Raw genomic sequence first — 15,849 nt, 5'->3', positions numbered from 1 at the left:
TTATCCTCCTGGTTCTGCGTGTGGATCGACTTCTGTTGGTTCACCCTGTATTCCCAGCTGACCGGAAAACGTTGCATCTGCATCCGCACTATAGGTGTCAGATATGCTTAAAAATTGTCCGGGGAAATATAGATCTCCGTCGAAATCTCGTGAGAGCCTGAAATCATCAGTCTTTTTCTGCGCAACTTCTGCACGCATGAGAGCCTTTATGTCTGCTAACGATGCTCGTGCTGATTGCCCTCCGACTGCTGTTGTATCAATTACCTCTCCCTCGAAGTCTACCGTTTCGGTAATGCTCTGAAGGGTGGTAATCGTTTTTCCTTCCGTACACATGTTTACCTTTTCAACTGTATTCCCGCTCATGGAGTGAGATGTAGAGGTGAGACATGCTAAAGGCTTATATGCCCCTGCTGCTTCATCCCAAACGGAAAGAATACCCTTCCAGCCGTTTGCATAAGTTTCATTTGCCATGATTACTGATTAACTACGTTATTGTAAATTATTACTTTGTTAATTGCTGTTTTGCTGCTAGTATTTTCGGTATATCCTCGGCTTAATTCTTTTTCTACCCTCTGGAAAACATATCCGTTCGCGTTTACCAGCGCGTGCGTTTTACCCGTAGGCTTTATTCTTCTTTGCACTTCATCGCTGATCGCTTCCGCATATCTCTTAGCCACCACTCCTCCGGTGTTAAATATGGTTACTATCCTTAAGGTTATATTGCAGTTCTGGCGGTAGTTACAGAAGTTCTGCTGTCCTTCCGTTTCCTGCTGGTCCTGAATAACTACGTATACCATCGGTGCCTCTTCTCGTGGATCGGTAGTAAGCTTCAATACCGGCAACGGTACGTTAGGGTTAACAAACTCGTCGAATACAGGAATAGCAGTACCATTTACGGTAAGAGTGCCGATTGCGGCAATATATGCTCTCCTCAATGCTTCTGATACATCCATTATGCTCTAGTCTCTTTGTTAAGTATTTTTTCCAGATCTCTTAGAAAGTCATTCTTATACCGTAAGTAATTGTTATATAGATATGGATGACCTTTTAATGTACCTTGCCCGTTAATGTAGAATTGCTTAGCTATATCTTTAATTTCTTGCGGATACGGTGCTAGTATTTCCCTTGCGCTCAATCCTGTTCCAAACTCAAAGTACGCGGCCAGCTCGTTATCTCCGAAAACCCCTACCTCACCGGTGAGTCCGCCTTTGGAAAACTTCTTATCAATATGGATAAAGTTTAGACTGTCAACACCTGCTCTTTCCATATTATCACGATCCATACTGCCACGGTTTAAGTCCCTGTACGCAGCGACCTCTATTGCGGAAATAACCTCGGCTACAAGCGCTATAATCTTTTTAACACGGTCTTTCCGGTAACTTTCCAGTTCTCGGGTTACTGTGTCGATTACAACTCCGCTCCTAGCCATTCGATTGAGTTATGTCAAAGATCCATTCCTGCTGCATTCTTACGTTTTCAACCTGCGGATCAGTAGTAACCGCGTACGTTTTCCCTCTCCATTCTACGTTTGTGCCTACGCCCGGCTTGAACTCTTTACGTACCATCATTCTAACACGGAAAGCCGATTTTAAACCCATGCTCACCGCTTCCAAGTCCTTGCGCTGCTTAAGCTGTTCGACCGATGCCCAAGAAGAAAGGATTACCTCCCGTGTTGGGATGTATCCACCTGCTCCGTCCGGTTCTTGTCCGTACTTCACAAATTCTATACGTTGGTCGTACTTGCCTAATTGCATTAGAACATTGGTTTTTTACTATTCTGCCTATAAGCATAAATAGACGCGTTTACAGCTTCTCTTTCGTTGTCCTCGGTGTTGTTCTGCCGATTTGAAAATCCGGTCGCCACATCCATCAATACTGCTTGTGCTACTTCTGCAGGCATATCCTCGTACGTTTCAGCGTCAAAAGGGTTCGTATAATTACGACCAGTCATATTCTCTGCGTGGTGGATAGCTCCTTGTAGCATCAACTCGATCTCCCCGTCAAAATAGTCTACTTCGACACGAAGAAAATCTTTAGCTTCGATTAATGTGGGTATCGCCATAACTAGCAGGTTTTACAGGGTTCCGATTTAGCTGTGGCAGGCTTTGTCTTTGCCTTCGCTTTCGATTGCTTTGTAGACGTTTTAACTGATGTTTCATCCACAAACTCGGCCACTCCTACGCGCACAAGATAGTTCGCTCGGCCGTCGTTAAACTCACCCTCCTGCCCTTTCTTTATGCCGTTAACATGGTCTTTTAGGAATCTTACTTTTCTCATGTGTGATGTTTTTAAAGAAAGGGCGGGTTTCCCCACCCTTCTCTTCTAACCTAAAATATATGAACTAACTAACAGCCTGGATTACGGTGCCGGAGCAGCTAAAGGCCCTGTCACTAATGCATTGTCGTTGAATATTGCCAATGTGGCCCTACCCTCGATACGGAACATAACTTTGTTTCGCTTAGCTAATGCAGCATCCTCGAACATACGTAGCTCTGGCGCTAGGCGCGTAACGTATGATAGCGCATTGCGGTCAAACGTTAAGAAGTCAGTAGCAGCTATTCCTGTCGTTGTAACTACATCTAGACCGCCAATTGACAACCGCCCGTTGCTGAACGCTACCGATCCGTTAGGTAAGTCATACTCGCCAGATCCGTCAGCTTTGTTAAGCCCTAACGACACCGCTGCTCTTGGATTAAGGATGGTATGTGTAGGCTGATAGAACTCCTGCGTGTCTTCAACGATCTGACCCCAACCAGCGTCGATAACGCGGTCAACGGGATTTTCGAAAATTCCATTGTACGCAGTAGCGGCCGCCAACATACCGGTTACAGGATTTGCGTCAGTCGACCCATTAAGGATGAAGTTGTTCTCTGCTGTCTTATACGAGATAAGAAGCTTTGCCTGTAGGTACGACTGCAACCACGCTATATCGTCAAGCATTTCGCGTTCGATAATGACGTATCCTGCGATCCATTTGAAAAATGCAGCCTGACTTGTCAGGTCATAGTCTACCTGCGGCTTGTCAACAGTCTTATCCGTCCACAGGCCAACTGCTCCCTCTCCTCCGTTTTCCTTTGGATAAAGGATAGAGTTCCCTGAAGAAGTTCCTCCAGGTATGATATCCGACAACCATACGCGGTTGTATGGGTTAACGATCAAACCTGTACGAACGTCCTGAATCCACGGAGTAGCGCCCGGAAAGTTGTTAGCAATAGACATATCGCCAACTGCTTTCAAAGCTATTGTTAGCTCTGTGCTTCCTTTTTTGAAGCCTTGGATAGCCTCTTTATTTTCCTCGATAGCCTCCGCTAAGTATTCGTTGAATGATTTTTCCACCTTTTCTTCCGGTTCGATTTGTGATGCCTTTTTGATTTGTGCGGACAGCGTATCGAATCGCTTGTCGTCCTCAGCTTTCTTGTCTTCTAACGCCTTTTTTACCGCTTCTTCAGCTGCCTTGTCGGCTTCATCTCTGGTAATAAAAGCTTTTTCCTTAAGAGTCTTCTCGACTGCTTCGGCTGCTTTTTCCTCAGCTGTCTTTTCCGCGGCCGTTTTCGCAATCTTTTCGATGTTCTCCTGCGCCGCTTTCTTTACTTCTTCTTCTGTTAATTCTGCCATGATCTATGGTAAAAATTGTGAATAAATAGATTTTATTATCTGCGTCGGCTCTGAAACAGGAGTGGTGTCGGCTGCGCTACCGCCCGGCTCTCGGTTATCGAGTGACATGTTTAAAAACGATTCCAATGACTTCAATACGTCGTCACTGAACTTGTGATTGTCATAAGCTTTAGTAACTACTTTCCAGAATGTTTCCTGTGTTATTTCGTCCATATCCTGAAGGGACTTTACTATCTGGACCATAGATCCGGGGCTTGCCTGTTCTTTAGTAAGTACAGACACCTCATTAAGCCTGTACTCCATAACCTCCGCCCGCATCTTAGGATTTCTCTTTACCACATATCCGCCTATGGAAAAACCGCTTTCAAAACCATTCTCTACAAGAAACTTAGATTCGTAATAGGTATCTCGGCCTAATGCTGTTTCCATCAGCATTTTTGCAGTAAGATGTAACCCTACCGGATCATAGGGATTAAGCTCCTGAGGAACACCTACCAGTAGATTATTGTCGTGGTTTTTATAGATTTTGATCTTAGCCTTTCGCTCGCTAACAGTCTTTACAAACGAGGAAGGATTGGATATGTCCCCAACGAGATCCTTTTGGGAATAAATATTAGCATAGCCTATCAGTAGACCTGTCGTGTCATCCATGTCCTTGAAAGGAACCGATGCTGATTTGTATACCAATTCACTCATTGCTAATTAATTTAGTACCAAAGCTAAATATTTTAGCTATTCGAACCAAATTTTTTTAGCAAATTTTAGCAACAACTTATTTAGTGGCGTTGACTCTACGGGCGTATCCCTCCGATACATACACAGCTACACACGAACAATTGATATTCTGTTCTCCCCCTACGTTGGGATCGTGGGGCCTCATCATCTCGTCTAAGAGCCCTGTTTTTGGATTCCTAACCAAGAAGTATTCGCTTTTCGGAATAGCCTTCCCGTTGTCCTGCTCGTGATGGAAAAGACGAGGTTCTTTTGCATAACGGTGTATCCACATCTTGTACACGTTCTCTCCGGTTTCCTGCTCCCAGTCCTGCGAGCTCTTTTCTTTTGCTACATTAGCAGCTTCGGCGATCTCTGTTCTAGCAATCATGGTAGCTCGGTACCGGTTGAAAGTGCCGATACGTTGCCTCAGGAACGAAGATATCTTTTCTATAGTCATCCCTAAGTTGTTACCGATTGCTATGGTCTCCTGGATCTTCTTTCGGGTTGTCTCGTTTATACGGGACACTCTTAGACCCATATTGGCCAAGATATAGTTGGTCATGAATTCAAGCCATTGGTTGAGAAAGAAGTTCGATGCTTTGGTATGGAAGGACGTCAGGGCGTCGTACTGATCATTAGCCAGATCGACCCCCACCTCTCTATACAGATCACTCAGTCTATCATACATGTCATAATCCAAGAACATGGCGCCATGCTGGATGTTGCGAATTGCCTCTTCCAGCTGCTTATCAAGAATGGAATAGATAACCTTGGCATACTTGCGTTCATATGCTTTTAGCTTTCTATTCTCCCTGTTGGCGTATCTTCTTAGTTGTAGGCGTGGGTTCATTAGTTATAGTAATTGTATTTTATCACACGCTTTATCTTTTAAAGTAATCATTTGGTGATCTAGCTCTGATTCTTTGTTATTACAAAAATGTATAACTCGTTTAGATTCTTCTCCATTATTCTTTAATACCCTACCTTTCTCAAAGAAAACGCAATGCTTACATTTAGCCTCGTAAATAATCTCTGTGATCATAATTATTTATTTAAATCATCATTTAATGTTATACCCATTTCATATTCGCTCAAAGGAACTTTACCCTGTGATATGAATACTTGGTTAGCCACTTCCTCCGGCAGCTCCTCCCACCCTTCCAGAACTCGCATTTCGTTGATCGAAAGTATCTCAGCTAATGCTTTCCTTTCCTCTAGATCAAGTTTCAGTTCGTCGTATACGCTAGTATCGTAGTCCAAGACATAGTTGCGCTTATCCTGACGTCTAAACGGTTCTACAAGCCATCTATTTAGCGCATCTTCTTCTTTGGATAGATATGGCAAAATAACTTCGTTGACAAACCTTTCCCTTGCTTCCTTCATGTTCTGATATGTCGGATTAGGATCGAACAGCACCGGAGGAACGCCCCATAAATCGCATAGCTTGATGTTGGAGTACTTAAGACCATCTATCACCGCTAGCGCCTGCGGACTTAAACCGATTGCCGTGTACTGCAAAGGCATTGCAGACGCGATAACCTTGTTCTTGTTTTCGGTCCCGTGTATTTTCTTCTCTATGCTGTCTTGAAGGGCATCTACTTGGGTAGGGCTAAGCCATAATTTGGGATCGGCATGGTTAGGACTGATCAAACCTTTAGCTCCCTCATTGACTACCCCATTTAACCAAGCCTTAACCGCTGAATCGTCGAGCTGCAGATATCTTTGCCCAGCTTCAAGTGGAGACATACCTCGCAACTGGCTACCCATGCTATCAAACTTGGGGTTTGCCATTTTGAGTTGAAACACGTCTTTAGCGTCCAGTTTGCGGATGGAGCCGTTTAGCATATTCAGCTTCCATCCGGTTATAGGCCCGTCTATTGTTCCTCCGAATACCGGTTCCATAAGGTTCGCCGGACAAACATGAACTGATTGCGCGATGTCACTACCCTCCGCCGTTTCCCGGTATAGAAATGCCTCACCCTGCACAAAGTAGAAGATACGTAACAGCTCAACCAATTCGGCCCAGGTCTGTTGTTCATTGGGCCTATCTATTAAACGGGAAAGATCATTGTTTTCCGGGGCAAAGTCCAGCGACTTGGTTCGGTATATGTTGTATTTGGCATGCTCCACCCTATCGATAGAACGCTTGCACGACTTATACCGCATTGCCTTCTTATCTTCCTTATCTATGTAGACGTACATGGGAGCAAAAGAACACTTATCGACTATCTTGCGGACAATAGAATACACCTCTGCATTTGCCATATATCCTTTCGTGATAAAGTCCTCTTTGCAGTAGTTGTAAAATACCACGTCCTTGAAGTTGATCAGGTTCCCGTAGAGTATTTCGTTAAGCTGATTTTCCACGCGTCGGCGGTCACTGTTGAAGCCTAGAGCCTTACTTACCAATGTTCCTAAACTAGACATTTTCCGATTTATTTACAGTCACAAACAAGGAAAGGGTTGATAGGACAAAAGTAAGTCTGGCAACCCAATGCCAATTAAATACTGATGCATCCGCTATTACGAATGCATGCACTAGGTAGACCATCGCTACCGATATAACCAGCCGTATGGCCAGAACAATGTTTTTTTCCTTATCTGACATAGAACTCGAATTTAAATCTATACTCAAACCACATCCTCATCATTATCATATCTGCGTAATCGGGGGATCTACCCAACAACTCTTTAATCTTTTCTTTTGGCAATACTGATTTTTTAGTATCCTTGTCCATGTTGTGTTGCTTAACCTGTTCCAGTTCTTGGATTATAGCATCCTTAATTTCGCTGTCATCGCAGTTAATGTACATTCCTACCTCATTTATCTTCCTAGCTAAAGCATAGTACATTTGACTCTTTAAGTTGCTGTAGTTCTCCGGCTCTTTACTATCAGGGTTGTCTAATGGACTGGAATTGTTTACAAATCCGTTGCACTCCAAAATATCTACAACACCACCACCTACACCGTCCTCATCTACTACTATATTGGACGTGGGAACGAAATACTGATCCTTCAATTCCTTTATGGCTTGGGCCGCCTCGGTAACCTTATTTTTACCAATCGTAACGATACGAATTAATCTAAACCCATTCCATACACCTATAACCGTTCTATCCCTACCAAACCGGGCTATATCCGCTGTGATATACCTTTCTCCCTCTTCTACAAAATCATTACTGAAAAGGTCTATTATCTTGTTATAGTCGATAAGTACAGCCGGATCATCGTCGTACTCCCAATTACCGTATAGAAGTCGCTCCTTTTCATTTGTTGTCAAAGTACGTTTAAGGTTTTCCAAGTAACCGGACGGGAGCTTTTTATTATCCGACGGCAAAGCCTGAACGAATCTACGCCATTCCTCAATCATACCCTTCTTATGCTTCATGTAGTAGTCGCGGTAGAGATAGTTCTTAGAAGGATTACAGGTCTGCAACAATTTAGGTGCTAGATTATACGTGTCGTTCTTCCACCTACCGATAGAAGCGCTTAGATTATTTTTTGCCGCTTCTTCAAATTCTCCCGCTTCCTCAATCCAGCCCCTTGTCATTTGCATAGAACCGAATCGGTAATATTGTGGATCGGATGGCAGGTATTTAGCTTCTAATAGATACACGCGACTCTTATTGTACAGCGTAAAGTAGTTGTCCTGTCCATTGAATGAAAAATACCGATCATTGAGCCCCCAATGCCCAAACACCTCGTGAATTGATGGTATTGTATATTTCCTAATATCATTTAGCTTTTTACGAGCTATGAAATAATGTGTTTCAGGATACATACAAGCATCGCCAAATATCAAAGAACACCCTAAATATGATTTACCCGATCCTTTGGAACCGCCGTAAGCTATATCCGATACTATTGGATCATTCCATAGTACGCAGACTTCTTTTTGCTTTTCGTTCCCATTGGTATCAAATACAATTTGCATTACTTAATGACCATTCCCGTAATCTGTTCTATTTTAGCACTTACGTCATGCTCCTGTTTGTCTGCCAAACCTAAATCCCTTGCAATGATATTGGGATTGAAGGCACCTACGGCAGCACCTTCGAATTTTTGCGAGTAGATTGTTTCCCGTATACGTGTAACGACTTCGGAAAAATCTTTATCGGATTCCTTCAAACCCGATTCAAAATCGCTGAAATACTTTGTGTTGCAATCTAGGTATAAGCATAACCCCGTTAATGTATAAGGTCTTGATGTCGGCACTCTAATGATTGTTCCAGCTAAATCACCTGACTTTACCGCTTCGTTCTTTACCCAAGGATTTTCATCGCACCATTGGAAATATTCGCAAGCTGCATCCCATAGCATTTGGGGGGATGAGAACAACTTATCCCGTCCATGTTTAGATCGTAACTTCCAAAACTGATTCCCTTTAGGTGCTGCCATTGCTAAAAATTGCTAAAACTAAATCAAATTTATGCTAAACTTTTTAGCTTTGCAAGTTTTGTTTAAAGGCATACAAAAAGAAAAAGCCCTCTGTCAATTTAAACAGAAGGCTCACCTAGTAATTTTGTACTGTCCGTATATGCCGATTATGGCAATAATGATTGTATGGCTATTGGTATAATTGCTTTCACTGTTTCGAAGGTTAAAGACATGCCACTTTTCTTGGCTATAGACTTCGTCTTGCTCCATATTGTATCATCTAACATTTGCTTCAAAAAATCGTGTCCCTGAAAGGTTAGTTCTACTGTAAAATAATCATAATCACTTCGACTCCCTTTGCCGTGTATTTTATGCTTTACATAGCCTGCCTCGCCCATCTTCTTAATCTGGTAGTATACGAAATGGTCGTCGTGACCGTCTATGCTAGGAAAATCTTCCATACCATCTATACCTCCCTCATCCTCAATTTTCTGCAATATGACCCTGCAAAGCTCTATGTCTAGTTTCATAATAAATTATTTTTAACTAAATAATTTTTATTTTTTCTTGGTAATTACTCGAATCAAAGTCTTTTCCTCTTTGAGTAATTCCGCATGATGTTGTACGAAAACTACTTCCATATAATAATCTTGCGGTTTTACCTTTTCCTTGGTTAGGAATGATGATGCCTTGTCCCGAATATACGATGATAAAAACTCGTGATCATCCAACATCTGGTTGTCTATCGTCAACTCAATGATATATTCATCCTGCCCCTGCATATAGTAGTCAGGTTCACTGGCAAATTTTACGACGCCGTCGAAAACAAGAACGTTTAGTTTTTGTGTATCCATACTTCAAATATACTAATTTATTTAGTGTGTATATCTTCATTTATTTTATTAATTACCTTTTCTTGTACCTCATCTATTATAGACCAATCCGGCGCCAGATAGATGTCGGTTACCCTGTTGCCTGAGCCAACGTGATTAAGCGCTCGTGATATATACTCCTCCGGTATCCGGCAGTCGTTACGGCCAATAGTTGCAAAAGAGTGCCGGGCATAGTAGGTAGAAAGATTTGGGTCGATATCCAGCTTCTCCGACATGCTCTTAAGTCCCTTATTGGCAGCAAAGGTCATGTTCTTGGAGTTCGACCAACGATCCTTAACCTCGATATACCACTGCATGTAGGGCTTGGCCTCCTTCGGGATCTTAATGCTTATAAAGCCTCTGTCGTTTCGTCTTTCTACTTTTGACCTGTAGTATTCCAATCGCTTACCTATAGAGGATATGTTGTTTCTAATATCGATCATGTTGATGCCGCACAGGTAAAACGATAGCATGAACAGGTTCTTGGCTGCCATCTCCGTCGAGCTTACCGGCTGATAGTCCCTTATCTTGCGTATGTCCTCTACGCTTATGCTCCTTTTCTTTGTTGCCTGCATCTTTGGGGCCGGAACTCTGTCGAACGGGCTATTGGGTATTCGTATTATTCCCATATCCTCGTCATTATACCGCTCCTTGCACCAATCGAATAGCTTCCTGAACCGGAAAAATATCGTGTACAGTGAGTTGCCAGATACTGTTCTACTCTTTCTAAGCGAAGTCTGACGGCTCCCCTCGCCTACCATTCTAACGATGGTTTTAGGCTCCTGTACGTACTCCATGAACCTCTTGACATATGCCGAGGTAATTTCTCGGCAGAATAACTTTTTATTACCCTGAAAGTCCTTAAGATGGTTTATGGTAGTCCGGTAGGTGCCTACGGTGTTAGGCTTAAGCGTCCTCTTTAACACTTCGTAATGCTCGTCACAGAATTGCAGAAAATCAACATCCTGATCCGAGGCTAAGATATACTCTTTGAGCTGGGCCGCTGTGTACCTCTCTGCTTTAAGGCCTAAAGAAGCGATCCTATGCTCCAGGAGCTTCACTTCCGACGCCAGATAGTCGATTACGTATTTCTGCTTGATAGTATTATCTTTGTTGAGCTGTGACGGACCTATAAGGTTTGAGGTCTTTATATACACCGATTGCCGCCGGTGTGTAAGCCTGTAAACAACAACCCATCGCCCGTCTTTGCGCCGATTGTTTTGTAGAATTGTTGGTGTGATTGTCGCCATTGTTTTTATAAAGCTTTTACAAAACATTTCGCTTCAAACGTCATAACAAAGTGAGTACGTTTGATAAAATTATTAGTAAATATATAACAAAAAAGTGTCTTTAAATGCATTTAAACGATAAAACTAAAGATTTTAGCCAAAAAGCCGTCATCTTTGACATGGACGGTGTTATTTGCCACACAAACCCATACCATGCAAAAGCATTCGAAGCGTTCTTCGATAACTATCAGATCCCGTACACCGAACAGGAGTTCGAAGAGCATATGTACGGCAAACATAACAGCTACATAATGACCCATTTTTTTAAGCGGGCGATATCTGGGGAAGAATTGAGAAAGCTGGAAGAGGAAAAAGAGGGGTTGTTCCGCAGCATTTATAGGGAAAAAGTGGAAACCCTACCCTACTATATAGAGTTTTTGGAAGATCTAAAGCTTCACGGTTTTAGGACAGCCGTGGCTACCTCGGCTCCGCGGGCGAATCTAGATCTGATACTAGATGTGCTAAAAATTGAAGAGAAGATGGAATCACTCCTGGCAAGTGAAGACGTGACCCATCATAAGCCCGATCCGGAAGTGTATCTGATGTCGGCGGAACGGTTGGGAGTCTCCCCCGCTGAATGTGTGGTTTTTGAAGACTCTTTTTCCGGCGTTACGGCAGCACTTCGTGCAGGAATGAAAGTTGTTGGTGTTTTAAGTAGCCATACCCGGGAGCAGCTGCCTCCCTGCGACTTCTATATACACAACTATAGCGAAATAAACGCGGACGGCGTTTTAAATTTGTTGAATAGTTGACCGGGCACATGGAAGAAGCGCTGCAGTTAATTTCCTCTCCTTCCGGATGGGTGCTGTATTTCGTATGCGCCATGTTGATCGGCATGTCGAAAACAGGAATACAAAACGTGGGAACGCTTGCTGTTCCTTTGTTTGCCTTCCTGTTTGGTGCCAGGTACTCTACGGGTATTGTTCTGATTCTACTCTGTTTTGCCGATCTGATAGCTGTCGTCTATTACCGGAAGGCGTTTCTATGGATGGAAGTAAAAAAATTGCTGCCTGCCTCGTTGGCCGGTCTCGGTATCGGACTATTTTTGGGCGGAAGCGTAAACGATCAGGTCTTTAAGGTGCTGATCGGTGTCTGCATTATCGTGGGCATGGGCATCATGCTCTGGCTTGAAAGGGCTTCCAAAGATGTACAGGACCGGTTGGTCGGCAATCGTTGGTACGCTCCGATCTTCGGTCTTATACTCGGTTTTTCGACAATGATCGGCAATGCTGCAGGACCGGCGCTTTCGGTCTACATGTTATCAAAAAGGCTACCGAAAATCAGCTTTGCCGCCACGTCTGCTTGGTTTATTATGATACTTAACCTCACAAAAATCCCGTTACAGGGCCTCGTATGGAACAACCTAAGCTGGGCGGGACTTTACCTCAACCTTATAGCGCTCCCGTTTATACTGGTGGGTGGTATAATCGGCATTAAGATTATTAAAGTGCTTCCCGAAAAGGGTTTCAGAATATTGATTATGATACTGGTCCTGCTATCTGCTCTGTTGCTCATCCTCTAGGAGATGCCCCGCCCGTCGTGCAGACGATAATTGGTTCGAAAAAGCGAATACCCGCCCCCCTTATTCAGCTAAAACATCGCGCTGGTCGGGATACCGCTCAAAAACTGTTACTGCAAACGAACAGGCGGGAACAACTTTAAGATTGCTTTCGCGGGCCTGTTTGATCGCCGCTAACACCAGTTCTTCTGCTATTTTGTTCCCTCGGTAGAAGGGTTCGACCTCGGTGTGCGTAATCGTCATTACACCGTTGGCTATCTCATAAACAAGTTCTCCGACTTGCACCTCATCATTCAAAGCCAGCCACTTAGCTTGCTCCGCAACATGTATTAATTCCATAACCGCTATTTTTTCTTTAGTTTAATTACTGTGCAGACGGGACACCGACACGGCTCCGGTAAAACCCGGCGCTTACCGCCCGTTTTCCTCCAGGAAATGTGCTAACGAAGCACTCAGAATCGTATTCCATCCTTTCTCATATTTTGCACGGGCAAAGTTGTCGCCGGCGTCAGAAAAGTTCTCGACCCCCTCATGCACCAAGCGCACAGTAGTAGCACTACCCCGTGGCATCAGGTGCCAGCTGACAACCGATGATCCTTCGCTGTGTGAAGGATGCGCCCAACTGTACCGCAGCAGCTCCTTAGGCTTAACATCCAAAATTTTACAATGATGTCGATAACGCTTGGCATCACCGGGCTCATAAAACTCGAACTCTGCCCCCTCTTTTGGTTCAAAGTCTGGTATCTCGAAATACCATGCTTTTATTTTCGTCTTATCCGTTAAGGCATCCCACACGGCATCAAGACTAGCGGAATATGTCCGCTCTACTAGGACTGGTACGGTTTTCGTCATGACCTCCATTGTTTTTCAATAAATATAACAAAAATTTCTTATAATAGTTTTTCTTTTAAAGGTAAAAAATATCCGGCGAGCGTGGTGTTGGGCAGGCCGGCGATGCCCTCCCCGGTCGCTGCAACGGCAGATTGATGTTGCTTTACTGAATCTACTTCTCCCCGTTTACAGCATAGACCACAGATCCAAATAAGCAAACCGCCTGTAGCCCTGCCGGCCGTCATCGAAAAAACTTTGAAATAGTGCCTCTACTGCGTTTGAGGTATCTGCACGCCCGTAGAACGAAATCTGTCATACTCCCTATTTCACACTAACAGAAATCCTACGTATCTTTGTTTTGATGAATGTAGATAAATTACTTGAGCGGGCGTTAACCTTTGATTTTCTAAGCAAAGAGGAAGGGATATTCCTTTATCATAACGCAGCAACCGCAGACCTGACATACGTCGCGAACGAACTGAGAAAGATGCAGGTTCCGCACGGCAAGGTTACCTGGCAGATCGATAGGAACGTAAATACCACCAATGTCTGTATTGCGAACTGCAAGTTCTGTAACTTCTTCCGCCGTCCGGGACACGACGAGAGCTATATAACGGATATAGAAACATACAAACAGAAGGTCGAGGAAACATTCCGCTATGGCGGCGACCAACTTCTCCTGCAGGGCGGCCACCATCCCGACCTGGGGCTGTCGTTTTATGCTACGTTATTCAGACAGCTTAAGGAGCTATATCCAACGCTTAAACTACATTCATTAGGACCACCGGAGATAGCTCATATTGCCAAACTCGAGGGACTTCCGCATATCGACGTGCTACGCGAATTAAAGGATGCCGGATTGGATTCGCTGCCGGGAGCAGGAGCTGAAATTTTGAACGACCGGGTGCGACGTCTCATCTCAAAGGGAAAATGTGGAGGCCAGGAATGGCTTGATGTAATGCGCGCAGCACATAAGATTAACCTGCCGACGTCCGCCACCATGATGTTTGGGCATATCGAGACCATAGAAGAACGTTTCGAGCACTTGGTCTGGATCAGAGAGGTACAAGAAGAAAGGCCTGCCGACGCTTATGGTTTTATAGCTTTTATTCCGTGGCCGTTTCAAGATGACGGCACGCTTCTAAAGCGACTGCGCGGTATCACCAATACTATAACCAGCGAAGAATATATCCGCATGATCGCTTTGAGCCGGATAATGTTACCCAACATAAAAAATATTCAGGCGTCCTGGCTAACGGTGGGTAAGCGTACAGCACAGCTGTGTCTGCATGCGGGGGCGAACGACTTCGGTTCAATCATGATCGAGGAAAATGTCGTATCGGCTGCCGGGGCACCACATCGGTTTACCTCCCGTTCCATACAAGAAGCTATACGCGAGGCCGGCTTCGAGCCCCAGTTGCGCACACAAAAGTACGAGTTTAGAGAACTTCCGGATATGGAAGAGCAGATCATTAACTATTAAGGAACACTAGAGTGAAAGACATCTTATTGAATATAGAAGCTGCCATATTCGCTGCCGAAGAAGGAATAAGTGCACAAGAGTTAAAACAGGTGTTACAGGACGCCTTGGCTATCGACATAAACAAAGACGAGGTGGTCGACCTGCTGAAGAAGATACAGGTAAAATACGAAGATGAAGACCACGTATTCGCACTTAAAACCATCAATAACCAATACCAATTTCTCACGAAAGAAAAGTACCATGAGGTGGTCAATCAGCTGCAGGCGCACAAAGACCGCAAGAAGCTGAGCCAATCGGCCCTGGAGACGTTAGCTATTATTGCGTACCGCCAACCTATAACAAAGCTCGAGGTCGAACAGATACGTGGCGTAAACTGTGATTATTCCATCCAGCGCTTGCTGGAAAAGAAGCTTATTCAGATTGAAGGAAAGGCCGATACGATCGGAAAGCCTTTGCTTTACGGCACCAGCGAGCAGTTTATGCATCATTTCGGCCTGAACTCCCCCAAAGACCTGCCGCAACTAAAAGATATCGTTACGGAAGAGAATAGTATCGGCGAGACTTCTGACTAGGCCATACGCCACATAATCACCTCATTTACAAACGATAAAAAAATAAAAAAAATTTAAAGTTAGAAGATTCTTAACTAATTTTACGCTAGGTAACAAACAATAGATTTATCATTTTTTAACACGAGAAGACTATGATGCAAGTGGCAGAACAAGAAGTTTTAATTGATGAGATCATCAATTTTAACGGTCCAGAGGATGATGCAGATGATGTCTATGATGACGATTTCGGCATAATGGACGAAATCGATTCAATTGGGGAATTTGACGACTTTGATGATGATGATTTCTAATCAATCCTACCTGTTGAACTAGACAAAAAACTTACGGAGGAAAAAGAGGTTTTACCACCCCCATCGGAACGCCAATAATCATGGGATTCTCAATGACCTTCGAAACAGCGTGTACGGCGTTCATTGTGCCATCGGAATAAGCATTAATGGATTAAAGAAAAGACGTTCACAAAAAAAGGCACTGCGATCGCAAGGGCACTGAAAAAGTCCCCTTAGAAAAAAGGCTAAAAAAAGGAGTGGAAAACAGCAGTTTTCTGCTCCTTTTTTCGTATCTTAATGTAGGCTT

Annotated in this window: 22 protein-coding genes; 5 read left to right on the top strand and 17 right to left on the bottom strand. The window is 43.8% G+C overall.

Annotated elements, in window-relative coordinates; genetic code table 11:
- From BC792_RS15985 to BC792_RS15915, 15 genes are all read right to left on the bottom strand, one after another.
- On the bottom strand, positions 1–471 hold the full coding sequence (locus tag BC792_RS15985; protein ID WP_148910022.1) for a hypothetical protein: 471 nt from the start codon (positions 469–471) through the stop codon (positions 1–3).
- A 2-nt stretch (positions 472–473) separates the two neighbouring features.
- On the bottom strand, positions 474–953 hold the full coding sequence (locus tag BC792_RS15980) for a hypothetical protein (protein ID WP_148910021.1): 480 nt from the start codon (positions 951–953) through the stop codon (positions 474–476).
- Positions 953–1,429, bottom strand: a complete 477-nt coding sequence (locus BC792_RS15975; RefSeq protein WP_148910020.1) for a hypothetical protein — start codon at positions 1,427–1,429, stop codon at positions 953–955. The genes BC792_RS15980 and BC792_RS15975 overlap by 1 nt, the downstream gene beginning before the upstream one ends.
- The gene (locus BC792_RS15970) at positions 1,422–1,754 is read right to left on the bottom strand and encodes a phage head closure protein (protein WP_148910019.1); all 333 of its coding nucleotides are present in this window, start codon (positions 1,752–1,754) and stop codon (positions 1,422–1,424) included. The genes BC792_RS15975 and BC792_RS15970 overlap by 8 nt, the downstream gene beginning before the upstream one ends.
- A complete protein-coding gene (locus BC792_RS15965) occupies positions 1,754–2,062 on the bottom strand; it encodes a head-tail connector protein (RefSeq protein ID WP_148910018.1) in 309 nt (102 codons plus the stop codon). Before BC792_RS15965 ends, BC792_RS15970 begins: the two co-directional genes overlap by 1 nt.
- Positions 2,063–2,064: 2 nt before the next feature.
- Positions 2,065–2,277, bottom strand: a complete 213-nt coding sequence (locus BC792_RS15960) for a hypothetical protein (protein ID WP_148910017.1) — start codon at positions 2,275–2,277, stop codon at positions 2,065–2,067.
- A gap of 81 nt (positions 2,278–2,358) precedes the next feature.
- Entirely contained in the window at positions 2,359–3,615 is a 1,257-nt protein-coding gene (locus BC792_RS15955) for a phage major capsid protein (protein ID WP_148910016.1), read from the bottom strand.
- A gap of 3 nt (positions 3,616–3,618) precedes the next feature.
- A complete protein-coding gene (locus BC792_RS15950) occupies positions 3,619–4,311 on the bottom strand; it encodes an HK97 family phage prohead protease (RefSeq protein ID WP_148910015.1) in 693 nt (230 codons plus the stop codon).
- Positions 4,312–4,387: 76 nt separating this feature from the next.
- Positions 4,388–5,179 carry a phage minor head protein gene (locus BC792_RS15945; protein ID WP_148910014.1) on the bottom strand — a complete coding sequence of 264 codons (792 nt, stop codon included), beginning with the start codon at positions 5,177–5,179 and terminating at the stop codon, positions 4,388–4,390.
- Between the two features lie 194 nt (positions 5,180–5,373).
- Positions 5,374–6,756, bottom strand: coding sequence for a phage portal protein (locus BC792_RS15940; RefSeq protein ID WP_148910013.1), 1,383 nt, complete (start codon positions 6,754–6,756; stop codon positions 5,374–5,376).
- A gap of 170 nt (positions 6,757–6,926) precedes the next feature.
- Positions 6,927–8,264: a terminase family protein gene (locus BC792_RS15935; RefSeq protein WP_148910012.1), complete on the bottom strand. Its 1,338-nt coding sequence runs from the start codon at positions 8,262–8,264 to the stop codon at positions 6,927–6,929.
- Positions 8,264–8,728: a DNA-packaging protein gene (locus tag BC792_RS15930; protein ID WP_148910011.1), complete on the bottom strand. Its 465-nt coding sequence runs from the start codon at positions 8,726–8,728 to the stop codon at positions 8,264–8,266. The genes BC792_RS15935 and BC792_RS15930 overlap by 1 nt, the downstream gene beginning before the upstream one ends.
- Positions 8,729–8,874: 146 nt before the next feature.
- Positions 8,875–9,237, bottom strand: a complete 363-nt coding sequence (locus BC792_RS15925; RefSeq protein ID WP_148910010.1) for a DUF2513 domain-containing protein — start codon at positions 9,235–9,237, stop codon at positions 8,875–8,877.
- 27 nt (positions 9,238–9,264) lie between these two features.
- Positions 9,265–9,561, bottom strand: coding sequence for a hypothetical protein (locus tag BC792_RS15920; protein WP_148910009.1), 297 nt, complete (start codon positions 9,559–9,561; stop codon positions 9,265–9,267).
- 17 nt (positions 9,562–9,578) lie between these two features.
- Positions 9,579–10,829, bottom strand: a complete 1,251-nt coding sequence (locus tag BC792_RS15915) for a tyrosine-type recombinase/integrase (RefSeq protein WP_170250057.1) — start codon at positions 10,827–10,829, stop codon at positions 9,579–9,581.
- Between the two features lie 104 nt (positions 10,830–10,933).
- Between BC792_RS15915 and BC792_RS15910 the strand changes: the two genes are divergently transcribed.
- Both BC792_RS15910 and BC792_RS15905 read left to right on the top strand, forming a co-directional pair.
- The gene (locus BC792_RS15910; RefSeq protein WP_148910007.1) at positions 10,934–11,620 is read left to right on the top strand and encodes an HAD family hydrolase; all 687 of its coding nucleotides are present in this window, start codon (positions 10,934–10,936) and stop codon (positions 11,618–11,620) included.
- An 8-nt stretch (positions 11,621–11,628) separates the two neighbouring features.
- Positions 11,629–12,390 (top strand): sulfite exporter TauE/SafE family protein, encoded by a 762-nt coding sequence (locus BC792_RS15905; RefSeq protein ID WP_148910006.1) that lies wholly within the window; start codon positions 11,629–11,631, stop codon positions 12,388–12,390.
- A gap of 60 nt (positions 12,391–12,450) precedes the next feature.
- Here the strand turns inward: BC792_RS15905 and BC792_RS15900 are convergent, their stop codons facing one another.
- On the bottom strand, positions 12,451–12,726 hold the full coding sequence (locus BC792_RS15900; protein ID WP_148910005.1) for a GNAT family N-acetyltransferase: 276 nt from the start codon (positions 12,724–12,726) through the stop codon (positions 12,451–12,453).
- Between the two features lie 72 nt (positions 12,727–12,798).
- A complete protein-coding gene (locus BC792_RS15895; protein ID WP_170250056.1) occupies positions 12,799–13,239 on the bottom strand; it encodes an SRPBCC family protein in 441 nt (146 codons plus the stop codon).
- A gap of 340 nt (positions 13,240–13,579) precedes the next feature.
- On the opposite strand from BC792_RS15895, the gene mqnC reads away from it, so the two are divergent.
- The 3 genes from mqnC (at position 13,580) to BC792_RS18410 (ending at position 15,563) form a co-directional block, all read left to right on the top strand.
- Positions 13,580–14,701, top strand: a complete 1,122-nt coding sequence (mqnC, locus tag BC792_RS15890; RefSeq protein ID WP_148910003.1) for a cyclic dehypoxanthinyl futalosine synthase — start codon at positions 13,580–13,582, stop codon at positions 14,699–14,701.
- Positions 14,702–14,712: 11 nt separating this feature from the next.
- A complete protein-coding gene (gene scpB / locus BC792_RS15885; protein ID WP_148910002.1) occupies positions 14,713–15,273 on the top strand; it encodes an SMC-Scp complex subunit ScpB in 561 nt (186 codons plus the stop codon).
- Positions 15,274–15,404: 131 nt separating this feature from the next.
- Complete coding sequence (locus tag BC792_RS18410) at positions 15,405–15,563, top strand: hypothetical protein (protein WP_170250055.1); 159 nt, start codon at positions 15,405–15,407, stop codon at positions 15,561–15,563.
- Positions 15,564–15,849 lie beyond the last annotated feature (286 nt).

Origin of the sequence: Sphingobacterium allocomposti, assembly GCF_008124885.1 — a bacterium.
Classification (GTDB): domain Bacteria; phylum Bacteroidota; class Bacteroidia; order Sphingobacteriales; family Sphingobacteriaceae; genus Sphingobacterium; species Sphingobacterium allocomposti.
Note: the sequence above shows the minus strand (reverse complement) of the source record. Positions and strands in the feature narration are given on the sequence as shown.